Raw genomic sequence first — 23,419 nt, 5'->3', positions numbered from 1 at the left:
ATAAAAGTTATATCTTGAACCCTTAAAAATCGAATAAACGGTGGGAGCAGCAACATATTCTGTCCCAACCTCATACTTTTACTTATTCTAATAAGAAATTTTCGATTTGCTTTAAAATTTTCGGAATCTTTGATAACGCTTTTCCAATAGAATTTCGGTCTCCCATTTTGAAAGCTCAGAAAACTTACTAATAAGTGCCTTTTGGATCATTCGATTGATCTTAGGTTGCTCCAAGGATTCACCATTCATTTCTTCTGGAATCACTCGATCAATGATTGTTAATTCTTTTAATTCAGTAGCAGTAATTTTCATTAATTCTGCTGCTTCTTTCGCACGGCTACCATCTTTCCAAAGAATCGAGGCAAATCCTTCAGGGGACAATACCGCATAGATGGTATGTTCCAACATCCAAACTTCATCAGCTACAGCTAAGGCTAAGGCCCCACCACTGCCACCTTCACCAATGATGATCGCAATGATCGGCACACTTAAATCAGCCATTTCTATCAAATTTTTAGCGATTGCTTCCCCTTCGCCGCGTTCTTCTGCCTCAATACCACAATATGCTCCTGCGGTATTGATAAACGTAACGACTGGACGTCCAAATTTTTCTGCTTGCTTCATTAAACGCAAGGCTTTACGATATCCTTCTGGATGTGGTGCACCAAAATTTCGTTCAATATTTTCAGGTAAGTTGCGCCCTTTTTGGATCCCAACGACCGTCACTGGTTTATCCTCTAACGTTGCGATACCACCGACAACAGCTAAATCATCGCCAAAGTAGCGATCTCCATGAAACTCCATAAAATTATCAAAAATTGCTGTAATATACTCTAAAGTAGTATAACGATCCTGTGCCCGAGCTAAGGTGACAATATCATTGGCAGTTTTTTCCATCGTTATTTCCACCCTTTCATCGTATGAATCTTGATCAACTTACTAAGTACTTCTTGTAACTGGTTTCTAGGAACAATTTTATCAACAAATCCATGATCCAGTAAAAACTCGGCTTTTTGAAAATCATCTGGTAATTCTTGTCGGATCGTTTGTTCGATCACTCGACGTCCAGCAAATCCGATCAAACTTTGAGGCTCGGCTATTATAACGTCACCATCCATCGCAAAACTAGCAGTAACACCGCCAGTTGTTGGATCCGTCAATACAGTAATGTAAAGTAATCCTGCATTACTATGACGTTTAAGTGCACCAGAGATTTTTGCCATCTGCATCAGAGAGAAAATCCCTTCTTGCATCCGTGCTCCTCCTGAAGCAGTAAAGATGATCACTGACAAGCGTTGTTCTGTTGCACGTTCAAATAAACGTGTGATTTTCTCTCCGACAACGGTTCCCATGCTTCCCATAATAAAATTAGCATCCATTACTCCTATACCGATTTCTTGACCATCAATTTTAGCTTTCCCTGTCAAAACTGCTTCATGTAGTTCTGTTTTTTCCTGCATCATAGCAATTTTATCCAAATAACCAGGAAAGTCTAACGGATCCTTTGTTACTAACTCTGTATCCCACTCTTCAAAACTTTTCTCATCTACCGTCAATGCTAGTCGTTCCCAAGCACCGATTCTAAAGCTATAACCGCAATAAGGGCAGACTTTTTCTGCCCCCATATCTTTTGTATATAGCGTACGTTTGCAACAAGGGCATTTCGCCCACATGTTATCAGGAACTGCAGGTTTTTTTACAGAAGACTGGTCCCCTGCGCGATTCGGATTGATTCGAATGTAGTTTTTCTTTTTAAATAAAGCCATACACCTGCTCCTTTTTAATTATCGCTTTCTGGTTCCCAATTTGGTAAAAATGTTTCTTGTAAAAAGCTCGTATCATAATCGCCAGCTAAGACATTTTTATGCGTAATCAAATCTAGCTGAAATTCTGAATTTGTGATGATCCCATCCGTTACGATCTCGTGAAGGGCCCGCTGCATTTTCATCAAAGCATCCATGCGGTCATCTCCATGAACGATCACTTTAGCAATCATAGAATCATAAAAAGGTGGAATCGTATAACCAGAATACATTGCACTATCCACTCTTAATCCCATTCCACCACTCGGAAGCAACAAATTGTTGATTTTACCAGGAGACGGAGCAAAATTAAAGGCAGGATTTTCAGCATTGATCCGGCATTCGATTGCATGTCCTGTGATTTTAATATCTTCTTGTGCATATGGTAATTCTTCACCTGAAGCAACTTTCAACTGTGCTTTAACAAGATCGATTCCCGTAACCATTTCTGTAACAGGATGTTCAACTTGAATCCGTGTATTCATTTCCATAAAATAAAATTCACCCGATTTATCCATCAAAAATTCGATTGTTCCAGCGTTTTCATAATGAACAGCTTCAGCTGCACGTACGGCCGTTTCACCTATTAACTGACGTTTCTCAGGAGAAATCGCGATTGATGGCGATTCTTCAAGAACTTTTTGATTATTTCTTTGTAAAGAACAATCACGTTCACCTAAATGGATCACATGCCCATACTGATCACCTAAAATTTGAACTTCGATATGACGAGCTGGATAAATAATTTTTTCTAGGTACATATCATCATTACCAAAAGCCGCTTTTGCTTCTTGCTGCGCTGAGGTAAAATGCTGTGGTAATTCTTCTTTGCTCATCACTTTACGAATCCCTTTACCACCACCACCAGCTGCTGCTTTGAGCATAACTGGATAACCGATATCATCAGCAATTTTTAAAGCTTCTTCAACGGAGACAATTACGCCAGTGCTTCCAGGAATAACTGGTACGTTAGCATTTTGCATCAGTTCACGTGCGTTGATTTTGTTTCCCATTGCATCAATCGTTGCTGCTTTTGGACCGATAAAGGTAATATTGCATTCTTCACACATCGCTGCAAATTGACTATTTTCCGATAAGAAACCAAAACCTGGATGAATTGCTTCAGCATTGGTTACGATCGCTGCACTTAGTACACTCTGTACATTTAAATATGAATCAGCAGCTTTCGCTGGTCCAATGCAAATAGCCTCATCTGCAAGCTGTGTGTGTAACGCTTCTTTATCTGCTTCAGAATATACCGCAACGGTCTGCACTCCTAATTCACGACATGCACGAATGATCCGAACTGCGATTTCTCCCCTATTTGCAATTAAAACTTTTGAAAACATAGCTCACCTATCCAATCATAAAGGTCAATTCTGCTTCCGCTACTTTTTTCCCATTCACAGTCGCAGTTCCTTTGCCGATGCCGGCTATTGATTTTACTTTCATAATTTCTACTTCTAACATCAACGTATCACCTGGAACAACTTTTTGTCTAAATTTGGCTTTGTCGATACCGCCAAAATAGGCTGTCTTACCTTTAAAATCAGGCATAGACAATAATGCTACGGCGCCTGCTTGAGCAAGCGCTTCAAGAATTAAAACACCTGGCATAACAGGTTCTCCTGGAAAATGACCTTGAAAAAAAGGCTCATTTATCGTGACATTCTTCTTGGCGATAACTTTTTCACCCACAACGATTTCTTCGACTGTATCCAATAGTAAAAATGGATAACGATGAGGGATAATTTCTTTTATCTCTTGAATATTCATCATTACACTCCCTTAGATACACGGAAAAGTGGTTGATTAAATTCAACAACATCTTCATTTTGTATCAAGACTTCAGTAATCACTCCATCGACCGTCGCGGTGATTTCATTCATCAGCTTCATCGCTTCAACAATACAAACCACATCACCTTTTTTCACAGAATCGCCAACTTGTTTGAAGTTTTCTTTATCAGGCGCCGGTTTTAAATAGACCACACCTACAATTGGTGAGATGATCTCTTCTGTATTTTCTGGTATTGTTTCGGTTTTTACAGCTTCTTTTACTTCTATTATTTGACTCGTAACTTCTGTTGTTTCTTGGTTCGTTGTATTATTGTCAGTTACTTGTTTTACTTCACCTGACGATGTTTTTTGTGTCACTTTGTTTTTATTCATATAAAGACCAAACGAACCTTCTCTAAGATCAAATTCAGTTAATGTCGATTCGTCAAACTGTGTTAATAAGTCTTTCACTTCATTGATATTCATCTTAATCCTCCCAACGTTTTAAGCAGAGTACTGCATTATGACCACCAAAGCCAAAAGAATTTGTTAATGCATAATCAAATTCATGTTTTTGACTCTCATTTGTGACAATATTTATTTCGATGGCTTCATCAAGTTGCTCAATATTGATCGTTGGTGGAATAAATTGATGCTGTAGCGCATTCAATGTTGCAATTGCTTCAATACCGCCTGTTGCACCTAATGCGTGTCCAGTCATGCTCTTCGTGCTGCTGACACGAACATTTTTAGCGGCTTCACCCAATGCGGTTTGAATAGCTTTTGTTTCTGCAACATCATTTGAAGGCGTGCTTGTTCCATGAGCATTGATATACCCTACTTTATCAGAATCAATTGCAGCCTCTTCCATTGCTAGTTTCATCGCCTTGGCCGCACCGCTTCCATCTGGTCTTGGTGACGTCATGTGGTAAGCATCACAGTTTGAACCATATCCAACGATTTCCCCTAAAATCTTAGCTCCTCTTCTTTGAGCATGCTCTAAAGATTCCAAAACTAAAATCCCAGCTCCTTCACCCATCACAAATCCACTGCGGTCTTTGTCAAAAGGAATCGATCCTCTATTTGGATCTTCCTCAGAAGTAACTGCTGTTAAAGAAGCAAAGCCTGCAATCCCGATTTCAGTGATAGATGCTTCCGTTCCTCCTGCTAATAATACATCTGAATAACCATGTTTGATATTTCTAAATGCTTCACCGATCGAATTATTCGCTGTAGCACAAGCTGTAACTGTTGCCGTACAAGTTCCTCTTGCTCCAACACGCAAAGCAATATTACCAGCTGCCATATTTCCAATTGCCATTGGTATAAATAAAGGCGCCACTCTTTTAGGACCTTTTTCACGCATTCGAGTCACTTGATCTTGAATCGTTTGAAGTCCACCAATACCAGAACCTACTATGACACCAAAACGGTCGACATCGATTTGTTCCGTATCTAATTTACTCATTTCCATCGCTTCTAATGCAGCATAAATACCAAATAGGGAAAACATATCCATTCGTTTCGCATCTTTTTTGGCAAAATACTTATCGAAAGGAAAATCTTTTACTTCTGCTGCTAATGCAATACCTGTTTCACTCGCATCAAATTTAGTAATCGGACCAATTCCGTTTTTTCCAGTTTGTAAACTTTCTAAAAAGGTTTCTGCATCATTCCCGATTGGGGATGCCACACCATAACCTGTAATAACTACGCGATTCATTCAACCGCTCCTTTCAAGCTTGTTCATTAGCCGTGCATGACTAAACCGCCATCTACATTTAAGACCTGACCTGTCACGTATGGACTTTTCGCCAAAAAGATAGCTGCATTTGCAATATCTTCTACTTGACCAAATTTTTGTAATGGAATTTGCTGATTCATTTGTTCTTTGACTTTATCAGATAAAACATCTGTCATTTCAGTTTCGATAAAACCTGGTGCAATGGCATTACATGTGATTCCTCGTGCTGCAACTTCTCGTGCTACAGATTTTGTAAACCCAATGACCCCGGCTTTACTTGCCGCATAGTTGGCTTGACCTATATTACCAATCAACCCAGAAACACTAGACATGTTGATAATTCTTCCGCTGCGTTGTTTCATCATTCGTTTGATTGCTTGTTGTGTCATATTGAAAGTCCCGGTTAAATTGATTTGAATACAACGGGTAAAATCTTCCTCTGACATTCTTAATAATAATTTATCATTCGTGATTCCTGCGTTATTGATTAGAATATCAATTGAACCTAAACCATCAATTGCAGCTTGGATCATTTCCCCTGCTGATTCAAAACTAGCGATGTCTCCAGAGATCCCAACACATTTGACGTCATAAGATTCTACTTCTGCAATTAGGTCAGTGCTAATTTCTCCACGCCCATTAAGTACAATATTTGCTCCTTCTTTAGCAAAAGCTAACGCAACAGCTTTACCAATTCCTCGTGTGCTTCCTGTAACAAACACATTTTTTCCTTTAAGTTCCATTCGTTACCTCCCGTTTAAAAGAGCTTCAGTTTCAGATAGTGTTTTTTCATCCTCAACACGAGCTGTTTTCAATTCTTTATCGATCTTCTTGATAAAACCAGTCAATGTTTTTCCTGGTCCAACCTCTATAATTACATCAACATTCATTTTTTTTATTGTTTCGATACTATCAGCAAAACGGACAGCAGACATTACTTGTTTTTCTAATAATTCTTTTATTTCTGCTTGCTCCATTACTTGTGCTGTAGTATTACTAATCACAGGAATCGTCATTTCTGCAAAATTTATTTTTTCAAGTTCTATTGCTAATTTTTCGGAAGCAGGCTTCAATAATTCTGTATGAAATGGACCACTTACCTTTAAAGGAATCATCCGCTTCACACCTGCTGCAGTTAATAATTCTACCGCTTTATCAACTGCGGGCGTTTCTCCACCAATCACGATTTGCTGAGGCGTATTATAGTTTGCAGGAGAAACGATACCAATGCTACTTGCCTCCTGACAACATTTTTCGATCAATGAACGTTCAGCATTCATCACTGCAACCATTTTCCCAGTACCTGTAGGAGCAGCTTCAGTCATTAACTTTCCTCTTTTAGCAACTAATTGCACTGCCTCTTTAAATGAAATCGCACCACTCACCACAAGCGCACTATATTCACCTAAGCTCAGCCCCGCCACAACATCCGGCTGATAGCCCTTAGAATGTAAAAGACGATAAAAAGCAATACTGACTGTTAAAATAGCAGGCTGTGTATACATCGTTTCGTTTAGCTGCTCATTTTCAGTAAAACAAAGTTCTGCCATGTCGTATCCTAGAACATCACTTGCTTCTTGAAATGTTTCTTGAACAATGCTCTCTTGCTCGAACAAGTCCTTGCCCATACCGATATACTGAGCACCTTGCCCACTAAATATAAAAGCTGTTTTCATTATTTTACTCCTTTACTTTAAAAGCGAAGCGTCAACTCATAAAGTCAAATATATTTATAATTTATAATAGCCATCGACTACATTCAGTAGCCAAGACTTCTTTTGTCTCACTCATATAAGAATCAATAATTTCTTTTGCTGTTTCTTCTTTTTTTACAAGTCCTGCAATTTGTCCAGCCATGATTGATCCATGATCCACATCACCTTCTACAACTGCTTTACGCAAAGCGCCTTGGCCTAATTCATCAAACTGCACAAGGTTCGGCTCAGCTTTTTTTAGTTCAACTTTTTCTAATCGATCGTATTCATTAGTCAACTTATTCTTGATAGCTCTTACTGGATGACCAAAATGTTGACAAGTCACTGTCGTATCAACGTCTCTTGCTTTGATGATTCTGGCTTTATAATTTTCGTGCACAGTACATTCTTTTGCTACTAAAAAACGTGTACCAACTTGAACTGCATCAGCCCCCAACATTAAAGCGGCTGCCATTCCACGACCATCACCAATACCACCTGCAGCAATCACTGGAATTGTTAGCGCGTCTACAACTTGCGGTACAATACTCATGGTTGTTAATTTGCCAATATGTCCCCCAGCTTCCATTCCTTCAACAACAACTGCATCAGCGCCTATTTTCTCCATACGTGCACCTAATGCAACAGAAGGTATCACCGGAATTACTTTAATATTATGTTCTTTAAAACGATCCATATATTTACCAGGATTACCAGCTCCTGTTGTAACCACTGGTACCTTTTCTTCGCAAACTAAATCCACGATATCTTGTGCAAACGGTGATAGGAGCATAATATTGACTCCAAATGGTTTATCTGTAATTTTCTTGATTTTTTTGATTTCAGCTTGAATAACGTCTCTTGGTGCATTACCACCTGCGATGATCCCAAGTCCACCAGCTTCAGACACCGCTCCTGCTAAAGAAGCATCTGCAATCCAAGCCATACCGCCTTGAAAGATGGGGTATTTAATTCCGATCAGTTCACATATCTTTGATTGCATAAATTACATCCTTCAACCTATAGAATAATTAATCAAAAAAGGACTGGAACAAAACTCTGTAAGTTTAGTACCAGCCTTTCTAATTCCAACGAGCGGCGTGAAAAAAGCCAGGCTCTTCAGCAATTGTTGAGAATCGCACAGAGCCTGGCTCATCCAACTTTTTATTTTACCTAATCGCTTTGATTATTATGCTTTTTGTTTTTCTACGTAAGTTACTAAATCTTGAACAGTAGTGATACCATCTTCAGACTCGATTTTTATATCGAAAGCATCTTCGATTTCATTGATGATTTGGAATAAGTCTAAGCTATCCGCATCTAATTCTTCTTGAATGTTTGTTGTTAATTTTACTTCCTCAGGCTCTTTACCTAATTCTTCTACAATAATTGCTTGAATTTTTTCGAATACCATGTGTATATTCCTCCAATAATTTTCTTTTTTAGTTTATATAGTTACAGATTTACAGCGTTAAGAGTATCGAACCCCACGTTAAACCGCCGCCGTAGCCTGTTAACACAATTTTTTGTTTGGAGCCTAGTTGAAGGACTCCTTTTTCCACTGATTCATCCAATAACAATGGAATGCTTGCAGCAGATGTATTGCCGTTATGCTCCATATTTGTGAGAAATTTTTCTCTTGGAACTTTAAGTTTTTTCGAGATTTTTTCGATGATGCGTTTATTTGCTTGATGCAACAATAAATAATCTACATCCTCATCAACAATTTCCCGAATGTTGTTGGTTACATCATTCAATGAAAAGTCATAAATATCTCTGCCAGTCATTTGTAGATAACTTGAGCTTTCAGATGTTCCAGTATAAAAAGGACTCTTATTTTCTAAATAACCAGAAGTTAATGATTTAGCTCTTTGACCATCCGCCTGTAGTTTCTCCTTTAGAAAATGCTCTTCATTACTTGCCTCCAATAATACACCAGCTGCTCCATCACCAAATAATACAGCCGTACTGCGGTCTTCCCAATCAAGGACTTTAGATAATGTTTCACCACCGATGACCATACCTAATTTTTTCCCAGTACGAATTAATTTTTCACCCATACTCAATGCATAGACAAAACCAGTACAAGCAGCGCTGATATCAAAAGCAAAAGCCTGATTAGCTAAAATACTACCTTGAACAAGACAAGCAACTGAAGGTGTACCAAAATCTGGTGTCATCGTTGCTACAAGGATGAAATCCAAATCTTCAGCATTTTTCCCAGATTTTTTTAATAACTTTTCAGCCACTTTAATACACAAGTCCGAAGTATTTTCATTCGTAACAATATTTCTTGAACGTATACCTGTTCGGCTAGAAATCCATTCATCGGAAGTATCCATCATCGTTGAAAGTTGATCATTGGATACTGCATTTTTAGGAACATAACGGCTCGTACAAGTTATTTTTGCATGTTGATTCATCTTGGTCCTCACTTTTATTTATATTCCTTTAAGAAATCATGAAGATTCTTCAATGCCTTTAATAAAGCTTGTTCTTCTGCTTTATCCATTCCGCTTAAAATTCTTTTGACCATTTCTCTATGGAAGTGCTGATGAACACGAAAAAGTAATTTTCCTTTTTTAGTTAAACCTAACTTAACCACTCGACGATCATCTTCACTTCGTATGCGTTCAACATAACCTTTCTTCACAAGATTATTGATTGCTACAGTCAATGTTCCAACAGTAATCGATAATTCTTTAGCAACTTCCGAAGAAGTCTTTTTCCTATACATTCCAATAGCTTCGATTGTGTGCATTTCAGTAATGGATAAGTCATTGAATTGTGATTTCTTCAATTCAGATTCTTCAATCGTCAAAATATCATTAAAGACACTGACAAGATAATCATTGACTGTTTCTAAATTAGGTTCCATTTGTGTGCACCATCCATATACTTTGATTATCAAATCATTTGATGTTCAAACTATATCGCATATGAAAAAAGATTGCAAGTAAAATATTTAATTTTTAATTTTTCTTAATGAAGAAATGAATTACATTCCTTGTTTCACTTTAATAAAATAGTGATTTTAATTGGTTTTTTCAATACTATTTTGCAAAAAAATTTCTATTCACATTGATTCTACTAGCCATTATTATATTTTGACCATCAAACTATTTATCATTTATAAAACATGGTTTGGGCTTTAAGTCCCTTTCAACTTCTACATAAATAAAAAAATCCTGTGGCGTACAAAATTGTACGCCACAGGATTTTCGATTATTTTCATCAATTTTGTTAAATACTTACTGAAATTTACTAATTATTGAATTAAATCATAAATTTCCATCGCAACAATATCAATATTATCAAATTGATAACTTTGTTGAGAATCCGTTTCAGTTAATTCAAATGTTTCAGTTGATTTATCATAAGTTACGATGCATTTTTCTGCACCTTCACGTTCAAAACGACGAACTTGAATTTCATTGTCTGTTGCTTCAGTCATCGCTTCAAGTCGCTTGATAATCGCCACAAGTTGTGAATGTTTCATAAATGGGCCTCCCTTTAAAAACTAGTTCTGTACCATTGTATCAAAACATTGTCTTTCTTGCATGATTTTTCGTCATTTTTTTTAATTTTTTTGCTGTTCTTTAATTTTTGACAACTGGCTGTTTTCCTTCTGGCCACCAAAGTTTGATTAAAGCTTGTGTTCCATCGTTCTCAAAACCTTTGTTAGCAAGCTTTTCATAGAGTTCTGTAGCTAATTTAGTAGATGGCAATTCCAGATTCATTTTTTCAGCTTCATCTAAGGCGATCTTTAAATCTTTTATAAAATGCTTTACAAAAAAGCCTGGGGAATAATTTTCTTTTAAAATTCTTGGACTATAATTACTTAACGACCAGTTCGCCGCGCTTCCTCCAGATAATGTTTCAATAACCTTGTCTAAATCCAATCCAGCTTTATTTGCATAGACCATCATCTCGGTCATCCCTGTCATAGTTCCAGCAATCATGATTTGATTCGCCATTTTAGTATGTTGCCCTTTTCCAGAAGTACCATGTAATGTAAAAGTTTTACCAAATGTTTTAAAAATCGGTAGCACTTTCTCATAAGCAGCTTGCTGCCCACCAACCATGATCGTCAGTGTCCCATTTTTGGCACCTAAGTCTCCTCCCGATACAGGAGCATCTAAAGCAATACCACCTAACTCATTCGCCTTTATCGCTATTTTTTCAGCTAATGTTGGTGTACTTGTAGTTAAATCAACAACTATCTTATTAGTAATATCTTGTGAAAAAATACCATTTTCATCAAAATAAATAGTTTCAACATCTTTTGGAAAGCCAACCATCGTAAAAATAATATCGCTATTTGCTGTAACAGCCGCAGGAGTATCTTGCCAAACCGCCCCTTCTTGAACTAATTCATCCGTTTTACTCTTAGTTCGATTATAGACATTTACTTTCAACCCTTGTTTCATCATATTTGTGACAATTGCAGCGCCCATAACTCCTGTTCCAATGAATCCAATTTGTGGCATAGTAAACTCCCCCTATTTTTAAATAAAAAACTTCTATTCTTAGTATAAACCAAGAATAGAAGTTTTACATTTATTTTCTTAAAGATGTAAATTTAACTTTGATCCGTTCGATAGACGCTGCAGCCTCTTTTTCTAAAGTAAGTTGATCATAGTATTTAATCATATCCTCATAAAATTCAAGCATTACATTTCCAAATCGAGTTGCTGATATTTCATAAAGCTTTTCCTGCAAAATTGCTTCATTTGGTTTGATCCCCGATTCAACGTAACCAATAAATGTTGATGCAAAGTCTGCATCTGTTTTAAATGTTTGTCCCAAGCTTACATGATCAAATAAATTATTTAAATAGGCATTCCCTTCGACCACGCAAGGAACACCAGAAGCCATTGCTTCAGTGTAAGTCAATCCTTGGGTTTCTGAAGTTGAAGCACTAACGAAGTAATCAGCAGCCTTATAGTAAATAGCAACTTGATCATTAGGTACTTCACCAATAAATTGAATTTTATCACTTATCCCTAGCTCTTCGCCTAAACAACGAAGCTTTTCAACATAGGGACCATCCCCTACAATAACAAAACGTGCATTTGGAAAACGTTCAAAAACAGTAGGTAATCCCGTAACGATTGCTTGAATATTTTTTTCGTATGAAATACGGCTTAAAGATAATAACATGATATTATCATCAGTTAACCCTAATTCTTCACGAAGAGCTTTTTTCATTTCAAGCGTAATATCAGGTCTTTCGAACTTCTTAATATCGATTCCCGTTGGAATAATTCTCATGGGTGACGTTACGCCATATTCTTTTAATTTATCAATAACTCTCTCACTTGGGCAAACTACACCTGTTGTATGATTTGCAAAAAATCGCGAAAAATACTTCACGTGAGTCGGACGAACAACTTTCCCCTTTGCAATATAATGTAAATAATCCTCATACATTGTGTGATATGTGTGGATAACAGGAACTTTAAGTTTTTTCCCAACCATTTTACCTAATAGCCCCGCTCCAAACTCTGTATGAGTATGTATCAAATCTAAGTCAAGCTCTTTAGCAATCAAATAAGCATACCACATACCACGTACCACAATTCGACGATCCTTGAATGATACAAAAGGAACACTTGGCATTCGAATAACATCTTCCTCAAACTCTTTTGCGTTTGGATCAGTTGTTGTAAAAATATAAACTTGATGTCCTTTTTGTTCTAATTCTTCTTTAAGTGTCTTAATAGACGTTGCAACCCCACTAACTTGGGGAAAATATGTATCTGTAAAGAAACCAAATTTCACTTTGTTCCCCTCCATTAATTTTAATTTTCCTGATGTACCCTATCTTCTTGCTCTGTAGCGTCATTAGTTAAAACTTTTTCATAAACATTTTTTAACTCATGACCAATCCGCCCAATACTCTTATCTTTTGCAACACTATATCCTGCTTGACATGTATTTGGTATTTTATTTTCGACAAGTTTTTCAATTAGATTTGCAAACTCTTCATTATTATTCCCCATGTAACAATTTACTTTATCTTTAAGCCACCCTTTGTATACTGGGATATCTCTCACCAAAACTTGCTGTTTGCTAGCTAAAGCTTCTAATATAACAATCCCCTCAGTTTCTTCATAAGAAGGAAAGAAGAAGAGATCAGCTGCTGAATATGCTCCTTCAATGATATCCCCTTTAATATATCCAGGAAATTCTACATTTACAGGATGGTCTTCTTTGACTATTGTTCTAATCGTTTTAGGAATGGAATACATTGGTGTATGCCCAAACCAGATAAAACGATAGTTAGGCATTTCTCTAGCTAATTCAACAAAGTCAATAATTCCCTTTCTTTCGAAATACAAGCCTACACAAATAATTACTTTTTGATTTTCCTTGATTTTAAAATACTCTCTAAATTTTGTTTCTTTCTCTTCAGAACGCTCAAATCGATTCAAATCAATCCCATTTGAGATTGAAGTAATAGGAACTGTTATTCCATAACCTTCTAATAACTCTTTTGAATAAGGTGTAGGTGTAATTAAATAGTCCGCCTTAGAATACAAGCTAACTAGGTATTTTTTTACTAAAGGAGAAATCTGATTTGATCCAATAAATGAATTTCTAAAATCTTCCTCTGTTGAGTGTGCATGGTAAATAACTTTTTTTCCGTTTTTTTTGGCTTTCTTTACCATACTATGACTGTTGATCCCATAAGTATTTATATGTAAAATATCGTAATCTGTACAATCAGAATCTAACGTGTACTCTATCCCTACTTCAGAGAGTGCACGCTTCTGATGTTCTAAGGCCCGCCCTATTCCAGACTTCGCTAATATTTTTTCACCTTCAAAATATAATAAAACCTTCACGATGCCCCTCCTAACTTCTCTAATTATTATAACATAGGTTAAAGAGTCCTAACTCAATCTAAAGTCTTAGTTCAATCAACTTATGAATATTATATCAAAAAATAGCTTAAGAAAGCCATTTTTCAACAAAATAGATTCTTTACATGACAAAACTGTTAGATAGAGATAATCTATTTTACCGATTGTTATCATTATTTCATCTTTCGTTTATTCTATCAAATAATAAAATTTATTTTACTATAAAATAAAAAAAGAACGAAAACTTATTAAGTTTTCGTTCTTTTACTCCGGCAGTAGGACTCGAACCTACGACATCATGATTAACAGTCATGCGCTACTACCAACTGAGCTATGCCGGAATAATTAGCGTGGCGACGTCCTACTCTCACAAAGGGAAACCCTTCACTACAATCGGCGCTAAGAAGCTTAACTTCTGTGTTCGGCATGGGAACAGGTGTATCCTTCTCGCTATCGCCACCACACTGGGTGTTGTTGCTATTCAATTGAGTGATTATTCACTCAAAACTGGATTGAAGTAATGTAATCAAACAGTCCGAAAAACTTTTTTATTTCGTTTCTTTGGTTAAGTCCTCGACCGATTAGTATTGGTCCGCTCCGTACATCACTGCACTTCCACTTCCAACCTATCTACCTGATCATCTCTCAGGGGTCTTACTTTCTTAAAGAAATGGGAAATCTCATCTTGAGGTGGGCTTCACACTTAGATGCTTTCAGCGTTTATCCCTTCCCTACATAGCTACCCAGCAATGCCCTTGGCAGAACAACTGGTACACCAGCGGTAAGTCCATCCCGGTCCTCTCGTACTAAGGACAGCTCCTCTCAAATTTCCAACGCCCGCGACGGATAGGGACCGAACTGTCTCACGACGTTCTGAACCCAGCTCGCGTGCCGCTTTAATGGGCGAACAGCCCAACCCTTGGGACCGACTACAGCCCCAGGATGCGACGAGCCGACATCGAGGTGCCAAACCTCCCCGTCGATGTGGACTCTTGGGGGAGATAAGCCTGTTATCCCCAGGGTAGCTTTTATCCGTTGAGCGATGGCCCTTCCATGCGGAACCACCGGATCACTAAGCCCGACTTTCGTCCCTGCTCGACTTGTAAGTCTCGCAGTCAAGCTCCCTTCTGCCTTTACACTCTGCGAATGATTTCCAACCATTCTGAGGGAACCTTTGGGCGCCTCCGTTACTCTTTAGGAGGCGACCGCCCCAGTCAAACTGCCCACCTGACACTGTCTCCCACCACGATAAGTGGTGCGGGTTAGAGGGTTCATAACACAAGGGTAGTATCCCACCAGCGCCTCCACCGAAACTAGCGTTCCGGGTTCATCGGCTCCTACCTATCCTGTACATGTGGTACAAACACTCAATATCAAGCTACAGTAAAGCTCCATGGGGTCTTTCCGTCCTGTCGCGGGTAACCTGCATCTTCACAGGTACTAAAATTTCACCGAGTCTCTCGTTGAGACAGTGCCCAAATCGTTACGCCTTTCGTGCGGGTCGGAACTTACCCGACAAGGAATTTCGCTACCTTAGGACCGTTATAGTTACGGCCGCCGTTTACTGGGGCTTCAATTCTGAGCTTCGCCGAAGCTAACCCATCCTCTTAACCTTCCAGCACCGGGCAGGCGTCAGCCCCTATACTTCATCTTTCGATTTTGCAGAGACCTGTGTTTTTGATAAACAGTCGCTTGGGCCTATTCACTGCGGCTGACCGAAGTCAGCACCCCTTCTCCCGAAGTTACGGGGTCATTTTGCCGAGTTCCTTAACGAGAGTTCGCTCGCTCACCTTAGGATACTCTCCTCGACTACCTGTGTCGGTTTACGGTACGGGCAGTTGTTTTCTCACTAGAAGCTTTTCTTGACAGTGTGACATCAGGAACTTCGGTACTATTATTTCCCTCCCCATCACAGCTTGTCCGTATAGAGTAAAGCATTTGACTCTACTCAAGACTTACTGCTTGGACATGCACTTCCAGTCGCATGCATTCCTTAGCCTCCTGCGTCCCTCCATTGCTCAAACAAAAACAACTGGTACAGGAATATCAACCTGTTGTCCATCGCCTACGCCTATCGGCCTCGGCTTAGGTCCCGACTAACCCTGGGCGGACGAGCCTTCCCCAGGAAACCTTAGTCATACGGTGGACGGGATTCTCACCCGTCTTTCGCTACTCATACCGGCATTCTCACTTCTAAGCGCTCCAGCCGTCCTCACGATCGACCTTCAACGCCCTTAGAACGCTCTCCTACCATTACACCAGAGGTGTAATCCACAGCTTCGGTAATATGTTTAGCCCCGGTACATTTTCGGCGCAGGGTCACTCGACTAGTGAGCTATTACGCACTCTTTAAATGGTGGCTGCTTCTGAGCCAACATCCTAGTTGTCTGTGCAACCCCACATCCTTTTCCACTTAACATATATTTTGGGACCTTAGCTGGTGGTCTGGGCTGTTTCCCTTTCGACTACGGATCTTATCACTCGCAGTCTGACTCCCGGATATAAATGAATGGCATTCGGAGTTTATCTGAATTCGGTAACCCGAGATGGGCCCCTAGTCCAAACAGTGCTCTACCTCCATCATTCTTAATTCCGAGGCTAGCCCTAAAGCTATTTCGGAGAGAACCAGCTATCTCCAAGTTCGTTTGGAATTTCTCCGCTACCCACAGCTCATCCCCGCACTTTTCAACGTACGTGGGTTCGGTCCTCCAGTGCGTTTTACCACACCTTCAACCTGGCCATGGGTAGATCACATGGTTTCGGGTCTACGACTACATACTCATTCGCCCTATTCAGACTCGCTTTCGCTACGGCTCCGGCTCTTCACCTTAACCTCGCATGCAATCGTAACTCGCCGGTTCATTCTACAAAAGGCACGCCATTACCCATTAACGGGCTTTGACTTGTTGTAGGCACACGGTTTCAGGATCTATTTCACTCCCCTTCCGGGGTGCTTTTCACCTTTCCCTCACGGTACTGGTTCACTATCGGTCATTAGGGAGTATTTAGCCTTGCGGGATGGTCCCCGCGGATTCCGACGGAATTTCTCGTGTTCCGCCGTACTCAGGATCCTCCTAGGTGTTGCCAACATTTCGTCTACGGGGCTATTACCCACTTTGGCGAACCTTTCCAGGTTCTTCGACTATCTTGACAGACTACCACAACGGAGTCCTACAACCCCAACAAGCAAGCTTGTTGGTTTGGGCTCTTCCCGTTTCGCTCGCCGCTACTCAGGGAATCGAATTTTCTTTCTCTTCCTGCAGGTACTTAGATGTTTCAGTTCTCTGCGTCTACCTCTAACCAGCTATGTATTCACTGGAAAGTAACATCCTATAAAAGATGCTGGGTTTCCCCATTCGGAAATCTCTGGATCATAGCTCACTTACAGCTCCCCAAAGCATATCGGTGTTAGTCCCGTCCTTCATCGGCTCCTAATGCCAAGGCATCCACCGTGCGCCCTTATTCACTTAACCTTACGATCTTACGATCGGTTTTGTTTGGTTCGTTTCTCTAGCGATAGAGGCGTGGCCAATAAAATAAGCTTCGAACTATTTTAATTAAAAAACTCATTCAACGCGGTGTTCTCGGTTTGTTTTGATTACTTTTTTACTTCAATATCCAGTTTTCAATGAACAATATTAGTAACCCATTGGTTACTAATGGAGCCTAGCGGGATCGAACCGCTGACCTCCTGCGTGCAAAGCAGGCGCTCTCCCAGCTGAGCTAAGGCCCCGTGGTACTATTAATTTGAGAGTAAACCTCTCAAAACTGAACAAAGTGTCGACGAATGTGTAAGTTTCCGTAATATTCCTTAGAAAGGAGGTGATCCAGCCGCACCTTCCGATACGGCTACCTTGTTACGACTTCACCCCAATCATCTATCCCACCTTAGGCGGCTGGCTCCACAAGGGTTACCTCACCGACTTCGGGTGTTACAAACTTTCGTGGTGTGACGGGCGGTGTGTACAAGGCCCGGGAACGTATTCACCGCGGCGTGCTGATCCGCGATTACTAGCGATTCCGGCTTCATGTAGGCGAGTTGCAGCCTACAATCCGAACTGAGAGAAGCTTTAAGAGATTTGCATGACCTCGCGGCCTAGCGACTCGTTGTACTTCCCATTGTAGCACGTGTGTAGCCCAGGTCATAAGGGGCATGATGATTTGACGTCATCCCCACCTTCCTCCGGTTTGTCACCGGCAGTCTCGCTAGAGTGCCCAACTGAATGATGGCAACTAACAATAAGGGTTGCGCTCGTTGCGGGACTTAACCCAACATCTCACGACACGAGCTGACGACAACCATGCACCACCTGTCACTTTGTCCCCGAAGGGAAAGCTCTATCTCTAGAGTGGTCAAAGGATGTCAAGACCTGGTAAGGTTCTTCGCGTTGCTTCGAATTAAACCACATGCTCCACCGCTTGTGCGGGCCCCCGTCAATTCCTTTGAGTTTCAACCTTGCGGTCGTACTCCCCAGGCGGAGTGCTTAATGCGTTAGCTGCAGCACTGAAGGGCGGAAACCCTCCAACACTTAGCACTCATCGTTTACGGCGTGGACTACCAGGGTATCTAATCCTGTTTGCTCCCCACGCTTTCGAGCCTCAGCGTCAGTTACAGACCAGAGAGTCGCCTTCGCCACTGGTGTTCCTCCATATATCTACGCATTTCACCGCTACACATGGAATTCCACTCTCCTCTTCTGCACTCAAGTCTCCCAGTTTCCAATGACCCTCCCCGGTTGAGCCGGGGGCTTTCACATCAGACTTAAGAAACCGCCTGCGCTCGCTTTACGCCCAATAAATCCGGACAACGCTTGCCACCTACGTATTACCGCGGCTGCTGGCACGTAGTTAGCCGTGGCTTTCTGGTTAGATACCGTCAAGGTAAGAGCAGTTACTCTCCTACTTGTTCTTCTCTAACAACAGAGTTTTACGATCCGAAAACCTTCTTCACTCACGCGGCGTTGCTCGGTCAGACTTTCGTCCATTGCCGAAGATTCCCTACTGCTGCCTCCCGTAGGAGTCTGGGCCGTGTCTCAGTCCCAGTGTGGCCGATCACCCTCTCAGGTCGGCTATGCATCATGGCCTTGGTGAGCCGTTACCTCACCAACTAGCTAATGCACCGCGGGTCCATCCATCAGTGACACCCGAAAGCGTCTTTCAAATCAACACCATGCGGTGTCGACTATTATGCGGTATTAGCACCTGTTTCCAAGTGTTATCCCCCTCTGATGGGTAGGTTACCCACGTGTTACTCACCCGTCCGCCACTCCTCTTTTCAAATGAGTGCAAGCACTCGGTAGAAAAGAAGCGTTCGACTTGCATGTATTAGGCACGCCGCCAGCGTTCGTCCTGAGCCAGGATCAAACTCTCATAATAAAAGTTGAACACAATCCGAAGATTGTTAAGCTCATTTGTTTGCTAGCATATTGCTTCGCTTTGTTAAAAATTGTTGTTTGTTTTTACCGTTGTAAAAACAACCTACACATTTGGTTCGTCTTACTTTGTTCAGTTTTCAAAGGTCTACTGTGTCACCTCGCAGCAACTTTTATATCATATCAAATCTTCGATTCGATGTCAACACTTTTTTTAAAAAAGTTTCAAAGTTTTTTTCTGCTTGATGTTATCGAATGTTTCGTGACAACTTCATTAGTTTATCAGGTTACTCGTTGTTTGTCAATAACTTTCTCGCTGATTTTTCAAGTTTTTTCAAACTTGAATTGTTATTCTATTTTAGTTGGTTGCCACTCGTTTCTGCGACAACTTCACTAGTTTATCAGGTCGTTCGTCGTTTGTCAACAACTTTCTCGCTGATTCCCAAAGTTTTTTTCAAACTTGGTTTGTTATGTTATGTGATCGTTTGGCGTGTTACATCCGTGCCTTGCGACAAGATATAATATAACAAGTTTTTCTTTATTGGTCAACTCTTTTTTTGAAAAAAATAAAAAAGAGTTTTATTCTATTCTACTGCTTAGACTCAAGCTTTCGCCTTTACGTTTGAAACCAAACTTTTTATCATATTTTCTACTTAAATATCATTTAAGTACGATTGTTTTTTATATTTCGTATGAAAATAGTTCGAATTCATTCCCATTCCAATCATTTGAACTTCCAACATTAATAAATTCATTCTCTTGATAAAACTGCATTAACTTCTCATTACTAGCTAAACAATCTAGACGTAAATCTGATACTTCACCACTAAACTTTCGTTTTAATTCGTTCAGTAACTCTTTTCCATAAGATTTCCCTCTGTAAGCAGGACGGATAATCACACGATGAAGGTAGTACGCCTTTTGATCAAACCCAAAATCTTTCCAAAGTAATTTATCCCATTCTGTTGGTGTTTTCCAAGCTGCTGCCATTCCGACTAATTGATTCATACTACTATAGAAGAAAAAGACTTCTCCTTTGGACACAGCTGTTGCCAATCCATGCTTGTCTTCTCCCTGTAAAACATCTGACCATTGATCACTGCCTTGCTCTTTCAACCATTCAGCACTTTCTTTCAATAAAGACATGGCTATTTGAGTCTCTGTAATTGTTGCTTGTTTTAATTTTATGGTATTTTCCTCCTATATAAAAAGAGACGAAACAAAACTAAACTTTAGCTTTGCTTCGCCCATCTAAATCTGAAATAAGAGATTTACAATACAATCTCTTATTTTTTATGTATCTGTTTAGTTTTAAAACATCGGTACTCCTTGTATATCATACGAAGCTAACAAATTTTTTAATTCAGACGGCTTTTCCCATACATATCTATCATCGATCGTTGGAATAACATGTTCTTCATTCATTTCAAATACGAATAAAGGCATATTCTCAGCATCTGTATGAGCATTCGTTAACTCGACTAAATTAATTGAAGTAACATCTAGTTGAATTTCTTCTTTGAAAACTTGCAACATACTCGCTAATCCCGTCATATCTTCCGAAACTTTTGTTGTAACAAAGGCCATTGACTCACCCACTGGATGAACAAGAAACTTTTTCGAACCATCATTTAGGTTCAGCATAATAGTACCAGCGACTTTTTTGTTAGACAAAACATCCACCTCAATTAATTTTTGTTTTCAGAAACTAGGAAAATTGTACCATATTTTCTGAAAAAAAACAGAATTATTTCTCAAGTAATTTATCCATTGCTTCATCAGTCCATATAGGAAGCTCTTTTTCTAAAGTCTCAAAGCCGATTTTCTTATTTTTATTCGTGAAGTATTTTTTGCGTCTATGATTCGGTTGTTGTATTTGAGGTTCTAACGTTCTTAAAGACAAGCTGATTTTTTTTGAATATTCATCGATATCAATCACTTGAACTTCTACTTTTTGTCCAATGACCAATAAACTGTGAATGTTTTTAGTGTACCCCGCCTGTACTTCTGAAACGTGTATCAAACCTTGAACTGTATCACTTAATGAAACAAATGCACCATAAGGCTGCAGACCTGTAATTGTTCCATTAAGAATCATCCCTATTTTGTATTCCATTCTATTATCCTCTTTTCGTTATCCAATCAAAATGATTATCTCATTTAAAATGATATCATGTTCCATTAAAAAGTGCATGAATTTATTTCTACTATTATATTATTGGTTCTTTTTGTTCATATTTTATTCAAAGTCCATTATACTATAGTTAAGTCTTGTTTAACGAGAATTATTTACTATAGAAAGGAAGAATTGAATGGTAGAATTTGATACAGTCTATAACCGTTGCAATACAAATAGTTCCAAGTGGGACTCCGTTAAAGATACCTATGGAGAAGACGACTTATTACCGATGTGGATAGCCGACATGGATTTCAAAGCGAATCTGCCTGTGTTAGATGCACTAAAAAAAACAGCGGAACAAGGTATTCTGGGTTACTCTCCTGCTCCTGATTCATTATATGAAGCAATTCAGAGCTGGCAAAAACGACATCATGATTATTTAATCAGTAAAGAAGCGATTCTTTTTAATAGTGGCGTTGTGCCAAGTCTATCTTTAGCTATTCAAGCATACACTGAACCTGGGGATGCTATTTTGATTCATGATCCTGTTTATCCTCCATTTGCAAAAGTTGTTGAGCAAAACAATCGTAAACTGGTTCGCAGTCAGTTATTAATAGACCACGAGCACTTTGTTATGGATTTGGAAAAGATGGAAAAACAAATCATTGCTGAAAATGTCCGGCTGTTTATTCTTTGTAATCCTCATAATCCAGGTGGACGTGTTTGGACAAAAAGTGAGCTTGAGGCTTTTGGTAAACTATGTGCAAAATATGACGTGCTTGTTATTAGCGATGAAATCCATCAAGATTTAATTTTTGCTCCTCATGTATTCACGACATTCACAAATGTTCACCCAACATTCAAAGAGTTCTCGATTACTTTGACCGCTGCAACTAAAACGTTTAATCTAGCTGGTATTAAAAACTCTATGATTTTCATTGAAAATCCTGATTTACGGAAAAAATTTGTTGCTGCACAAGAACGAAATTTCCAGAACGAAATTAATGTCTTTGGTTATGTAGGAACACAAGCTGCATATCAGCATGGTGATATTTGGTTAGAGGAGCTACTTGTTTACTTAAAAGAAAATATTGATACAGTTAGCGAGTTCTTAAAAACTGAACTTTCTGAAGTTAAAATGATGCATCCTGAAGGAACTTATCTAATCTGGTTAGATTTTTCTGCTTTTAATCTGACCGATGCACAATTACAAAAACAACTGATTCATAAAGGGAAAGTCGTTTTAAATCCCGGGATTTCTTTCGGGCCTAAGGGGACACAACATATGCGCTTAAATGTTGCTTGTCCAAAAGAAACACTCTTAGAAGGTTTAAACAGAATAAAACAATCTTTTAAATAGAATAAAAAGCCCCAAACAAAACGAAAAAACAGTTTTGTTTGGGGCTTTAATGTTGACTAAAGAGTATTTATTCGCTGATTTCTACTTTGTCGATGACTACATCAAATGTCGGACGATCTTGAGAGTCTCTTTGCACTCCACCGATTTCATCCACAACATCCATACCTTCCACTACATGACCAAAAACCGTATGACGGAAATCTAACCATGGTGTTCCGCCTTTTTTATAAGCTTCGATAACTTCTGTAGGGAAACCTGCACCTTCTAATTGCCCCATCATGTTTGCTGGAACATTTTGGTTATTGACGATGAAAAATTGGCTGCCATTAGTGTTTGGTCCAGCATTTGCCATTGATAATGCACCACGCAAATTGAAAACATCTTTAGAAAATTCATCTTCAAATTTTTCGCCGTAAATGCTTTCACCACCCATACCTGTTCCAGTAGGATCGCCACCTTGGATCATGAAGTCAGGGATAACACGGTGAAAAATCACACCATCATAATAACCTTTTTTCGCTAGTTGAACAAAGTTTTCAACTGTTTTTGGAGCATGTTCTGGAAAAAGTTGAACAGTGATATCTCCGCGGTTGGTTTTTATCACGGCTTTAGGTCCTTTTTCATTTGCTAAATCTAATTGTGGAAATTCTGACATCGTTATTTCCTCCTCGTTAATTTTTA

The 23,419-nt window shown here is 39.3% G+C and carries 21 protein-coding genes, 2 tRNA genes and 3 rRNA genes; 1 reads left to right on the top strand and 25 read right to left on the bottom strand.

The genetic code is table 11. The annotated features are described in order from the left end of the window. Positions 1-111: 111 nt before the first annotated feature. The 24 genes from IGJ02_RS03670 to IGJ02_RS03555 form a co-directional block, all read right to left on the bottom strand. Positions 112-897, bottom strand: a complete 786-nt coding sequence (locus tag IGJ02_RS03670) for an acetyl-CoA carboxylase carboxyl transferase subunit alpha (protein ID WP_430603333.1) — start codon at positions 895-897, stop codon at positions 112-114. Between the two features lie 2 nt (positions 898-899). Then, entirely contained in the window at positions 900-1,766 is an 867-nt protein-coding gene (gene accD, locus IGJ02_RS03665; protein WP_430603332.1) for an acetyl-CoA carboxylase, carboxyltransferase subunit beta, read from the bottom strand. A 14-nt stretch (positions 1,767-1,780) separates the two neighbouring features. Next, entirely contained in the window at positions 1,781-3,151 is a 1,371-nt protein-coding gene (locus IGJ02_RS03660) for an acetyl-CoA carboxylase biotin carboxylase subunit (protein WP_430603331.1), read from the bottom strand. Between the two features lie 7 nt (positions 3,152-3,158). Then, on the bottom strand, positions 3,159-3,578 hold the full coding sequence (gene fabZ / locus IGJ02_RS03655) for a 3-hydroxyacyl-ACP dehydratase FabZ (RefSeq protein WP_010760451.1): 420 nt from the start codon (positions 3,576-3,578) through the stop codon (positions 3,159-3,161). Positions 3,579-3,580: 2 nt separating this feature from the next. Beyond that, entirely contained in the window at positions 3,581-4,066 is a 486-nt protein-coding gene (gene accB / locus IGJ02_RS03650; RefSeq protein WP_010760450.1) for an acetyl-CoA carboxylase biotin carboxyl carrier protein, read from the bottom strand. Between the two features lies 1 nt (position 4,067). After that, entirely contained in the window at positions 4,068-5,303 is a 1,236-nt protein-coding gene (gene fabF / locus IGJ02_RS03645) for a beta-ketoacyl-ACP synthase II (RefSeq protein WP_010760449.1), read from the bottom strand. A gap of 26 nt (positions 5,304-5,329) precedes the next feature. Then, positions 5,330-6,067, bottom strand: coding sequence for a 3-oxoacyl-[acyl-carrier-protein] reductase (fabG, locus tag IGJ02_RS03640; protein WP_010760448.1), 738 nt, complete (start codon positions 6,065-6,067; stop codon positions 5,330-5,332). A gap of 3 nt (positions 6,068-6,070) precedes the next feature. After that, complete coding sequence (fabD, locus tag IGJ02_RS03635) at positions 6,071-7,000, bottom strand: ACP S-malonyltransferase (protein ID WP_430603330.1); 930 nt, start codon at positions 6,998-7,000, stop codon at positions 6,071-6,073. Between the two features lie 61 nt (positions 7,001-7,061). Then, complete coding sequence (fabK, locus tag IGJ02_RS03630) at positions 7,062-8,021, bottom strand: enoyl-[acyl-carrier-protein] reductase FabK (protein WP_010760446.1); 960 nt, start codon at positions 8,019-8,021, stop codon at positions 7,062-7,064. A gap of 186 nt (positions 8,022-8,207) precedes the next feature. Continuing rightward, positions 8,208-8,432, bottom strand: coding sequence for an acyl carrier protein (locus IGJ02_RS03625; protein ID WP_010760445.1), 225 nt, complete (start codon positions 8,430-8,432; stop codon positions 8,208-8,210). 49 nt (positions 8,433-8,481) lie between these two features. Further along, a complete protein-coding gene (locus IGJ02_RS03620; RefSeq protein ID WP_430603329.1) occupies positions 8,482-9,441 on the bottom strand; it encodes a beta-ketoacyl-ACP synthase III in 960 nt (319 codons plus the stop codon). Positions 9,442-9,455: 14 nt separating this feature from the next. Continuing rightward, positions 9,456-9,896: a fatty acid biosynthesis transcriptional regulator FabT gene (gene fabT / locus IGJ02_RS03615; RefSeq protein ID WP_010760443.1), complete on the bottom strand. Its 441-nt coding sequence runs from the start codon at positions 9,894-9,896 to the stop codon at positions 9,456-9,458. A 390-nt stretch (positions 9,897-10,286) separates the two neighbouring features. Beyond that, the gene (locus IGJ02_RS03610) at positions 10,287-10,517 is read right to left on the bottom strand and encodes a YkuJ family protein (RefSeq protein ID WP_010760442.1); all 231 of its coding nucleotides are present in this window, start codon (positions 10,515-10,517) and stop codon (positions 10,287-10,289) included. A 100-nt stretch (positions 10,518-10,617) separates the two neighbouring features. After that, the gene (locus tag IGJ02_RS03605; RefSeq protein ID WP_010760441.1) at positions 10,618-11,508 is read right to left on the bottom strand and encodes an NAD(P)-dependent oxidoreductase; all 891 of its coding nucleotides are present in this window, start codon (positions 11,506-11,508) and stop codon (positions 10,618-10,620) included. Positions 11,509-11,578: 70 nt separating this feature from the next. After that, positions 11,579-12,802: a glycosyltransferase family 4 protein gene (locus IGJ02_RS03600; RefSeq protein ID WP_430603327.1), complete on the bottom strand. Its 1,224-nt coding sequence runs from the start codon at positions 12,800-12,802 to the stop codon at positions 11,579-11,581. 20 nt (positions 12,803-12,822) lie between these two features. Then, complete coding sequence (locus tag IGJ02_RS03595; protein ID WP_430603326.1) at positions 12,823-13,869, bottom strand: glycosyltransferase; 1,047 nt, start codon at positions 13,867-13,869, stop codon at positions 12,823-12,825. A gap of 285 nt (positions 13,870-14,154) precedes the next feature. Continuing rightward, positions 14,155-14,228: transfer RNA gene (locus IGJ02_RS03590), tRNA-Asn, on the bottom strand. Between the two features lie 7 nt (positions 14,229-14,235). Next, positions 14,236-14,351: ribosomal RNA gene (gene rrf / locus IGJ02_RS03585) — 5S ribosomal RNA — on the bottom strand. Between the two features lie 97 nt (positions 14,352-14,448). Continuing rightward, positions 14,449-17,360, bottom strand: a 23S ribosomal RNA gene (locus IGJ02_RS03580). A gap of 187 nt (positions 17,361-17,547) precedes the next feature. Then, a tRNA-Ala gene (locus IGJ02_RS03575) sits at positions 17,548-17,620 on the bottom strand. 82 nt (positions 17,621-17,702) lie between these two features. Beyond that, a 16S ribosomal RNA gene (locus IGJ02_RS03570) occupies positions 17,703-19,263 on the bottom strand. Together the 16S, 23S and 5S rRNA genes with 2 tRNA genes alongside form the textbook arrangement of a ribosomal RNA operon. Positions 19,264-19,940: 677 nt before the next feature. After that, entirely contained in the window at positions 19,941-20,405 is a 465-nt protein-coding gene (locus tag IGJ02_RS03565; protein ID WP_430603325.1) for a GNAT family N-acetyltransferase, read from the bottom strand. Between the two features lie 165 nt (positions 20,406-20,570). Next, positions 20,571-20,942, bottom strand: a complete 372-nt coding sequence (locus IGJ02_RS03560; protein ID WP_430603323.1) for a hypothetical protein — start codon at positions 20,940-20,942, stop codon at positions 20,571-20,573. A gap of 64 nt (positions 20,943-21,006) precedes the next feature. Further along, entirely contained in the window at positions 21,007-21,375 is a 369-nt protein-coding gene (locus IGJ02_RS03555; RefSeq protein ID WP_010760436.1) for a CvfD/Ygs/GSP13 family RNA-binding post-transcriptional regulator, read from the bottom strand. Between the two features lie 196 nt (positions 21,376-21,571). On the opposite strand from IGJ02_RS03555, the gene IGJ02_RS03550 reads away from it, so the two are divergent. Then, positions 21,572-22,738 (top strand): MalY/PatB family protein, encoded by a 1,167-nt coding sequence (locus tag IGJ02_RS03550; protein WP_010760435.1) that lies wholly within the window; start codon positions 21,572-21,574, stop codon positions 22,736-22,738. 67 nt (positions 22,739-22,805) lie between these two features. Here the strand turns inward: IGJ02_RS03550 and IGJ02_RS03545 are convergent, their stop codons facing one another. Further along, positions 22,806-23,393, bottom strand: coding sequence for a peptidylprolyl isomerase (locus IGJ02_RS03545; RefSeq protein WP_010760434.1), 588 nt, complete (start codon positions 23,391-23,393; stop codon positions 22,806-22,808). Positions 23,394-23,419: the final 26 nt, after the last annotated feature.

This window comes from Enterococcus sp. DIV0724b (assembly GCF_050531475.1).
In the GTDB taxonomy this organism is placed as follows: Bacteria; Bacillota; Bacilli; order Lactobacillales; family Enterococcaceae; genus Enterococcus_L; species Enterococcus_L haemoperoxidus.
Note: the sequence above shows the minus strand (reverse complement) of the source record. Positions and strands in the feature narration are given on the sequence as shown.

Bases quoted from the DNA above. Each gene is read 5' to 3' on its own strand.
- IGJ02_RS03670 (WP_430603333.1), bottom strand. From the start codon at position 897: ATGGAAAAAACTGCCAATGATATTGTCACCTTAGCTCGGGCACAGGAT.
- accD (WP_430603332.1), bottom strand. From the start codon at position 1,766: ATGGCTTTATTTAAAAAGAAAAACTACATTCGAATCAATCCGAATCGC.
- IGJ02_RS03660 (WP_430603331.1), bottom strand. From the start codon at position 3,151: ATGTTTTCAAAAGTTTTAATTGCAAATAGGGGAGAAATCGCAGTTCGG.
- fabZ (WP_010760451.1), bottom strand. From the start codon at position 3,578: ATGAATATTCAAGAGATAAAAGAAATTATCCCTCATCGTTATCCATTT.
- accB (WP_010760450.1), bottom strand. From the start codon at position 4,066: ATGAATATCAATGAAGTGAAAGACTTATTAACACAGTTTGACGAATCG.
- fabF (WP_010760449.1), bottom strand. From the start codon at position 5,303: ATGAATCGCGTAGTTATTACAGGTTATGGTGTGGCATCCCCAATCGGG.
- fabG (WP_010760448.1), bottom strand. From the start codon at position 6,067: ATGGAACTTAAAGGAAAAAATGTGTTTGTTACAGGAAGCACACGAGGA.
- fabD (WP_430603330.1), bottom strand. From the start codon at position 7,000: ATGAAAACAGCTTTTATATTTAGTGGGCAAGGTGCTCAGTATATCGGT.
- fabK (WP_010760446.1), bottom strand. From the start codon at position 8,021: ATGCAATCAAAGATATGTGAACTGATCGGAATTAAATACCCCATCTTT.
- IGJ02_RS03625 (WP_010760445.1), bottom strand. From the start codon at position 8,432: ATGGTATTCGAAAAAATTCAAGCAATTATTGTAGAAGAATTAGGTAAA.
- IGJ02_RS03620 (WP_430603329.1), bottom strand. From the start codon at position 9,441: ATGAATCAACATGCAAAAATAACTTGTACGAGCCGTTATGTTCCTAAA.
- fabT (WP_010760443.1), bottom strand. From the start codon at position 9,896: ATGGAACCTAATTTAGAAACAGTCAATGATTATCTTGTCAGTGTCTTT.
- IGJ02_RS03610 (WP_010760442.1), bottom strand. From the start codon at position 10,517: ATGAAACATTCACAACTTGTGGCGATTATCAAGCGACTTGAAGCGATG.
- IGJ02_RS03605 (WP_010760441.1), bottom strand. From the start codon at position 11,508: ATGCCACAAATTGGATTCATTGGAACAGGAGTTATGGGCGCTGCAATT.
- IGJ02_RS03565 (WP_430603325.1), bottom strand. From the start codon at position 20,405: ATGTCTTTATTGAAAGAAAGTGCTGAATGGTTGAAAGAGCAAGGCAGT.
- IGJ02_RS03555 (WP_010760436.1), bottom strand. From the start codon at position 21,375: ATGGAATACAAAATAGGGATGATTCTTAATGGAACAATTACAGGTCTG.
- IGJ02_RS03550 (WP_010760435.1), top strand. From the start codon at position 21,572: ATGGTAGAATTTGATACAGTCTATAACCGTTGCAATACAAATAGTTCC.
- IGJ02_RS03545 (WP_010760434.1), bottom strand. From the start codon at position 23,393: ATGTCAGAATTTCCACAATTAGATTTAGCAAATGAAAAAGGACCTAAA.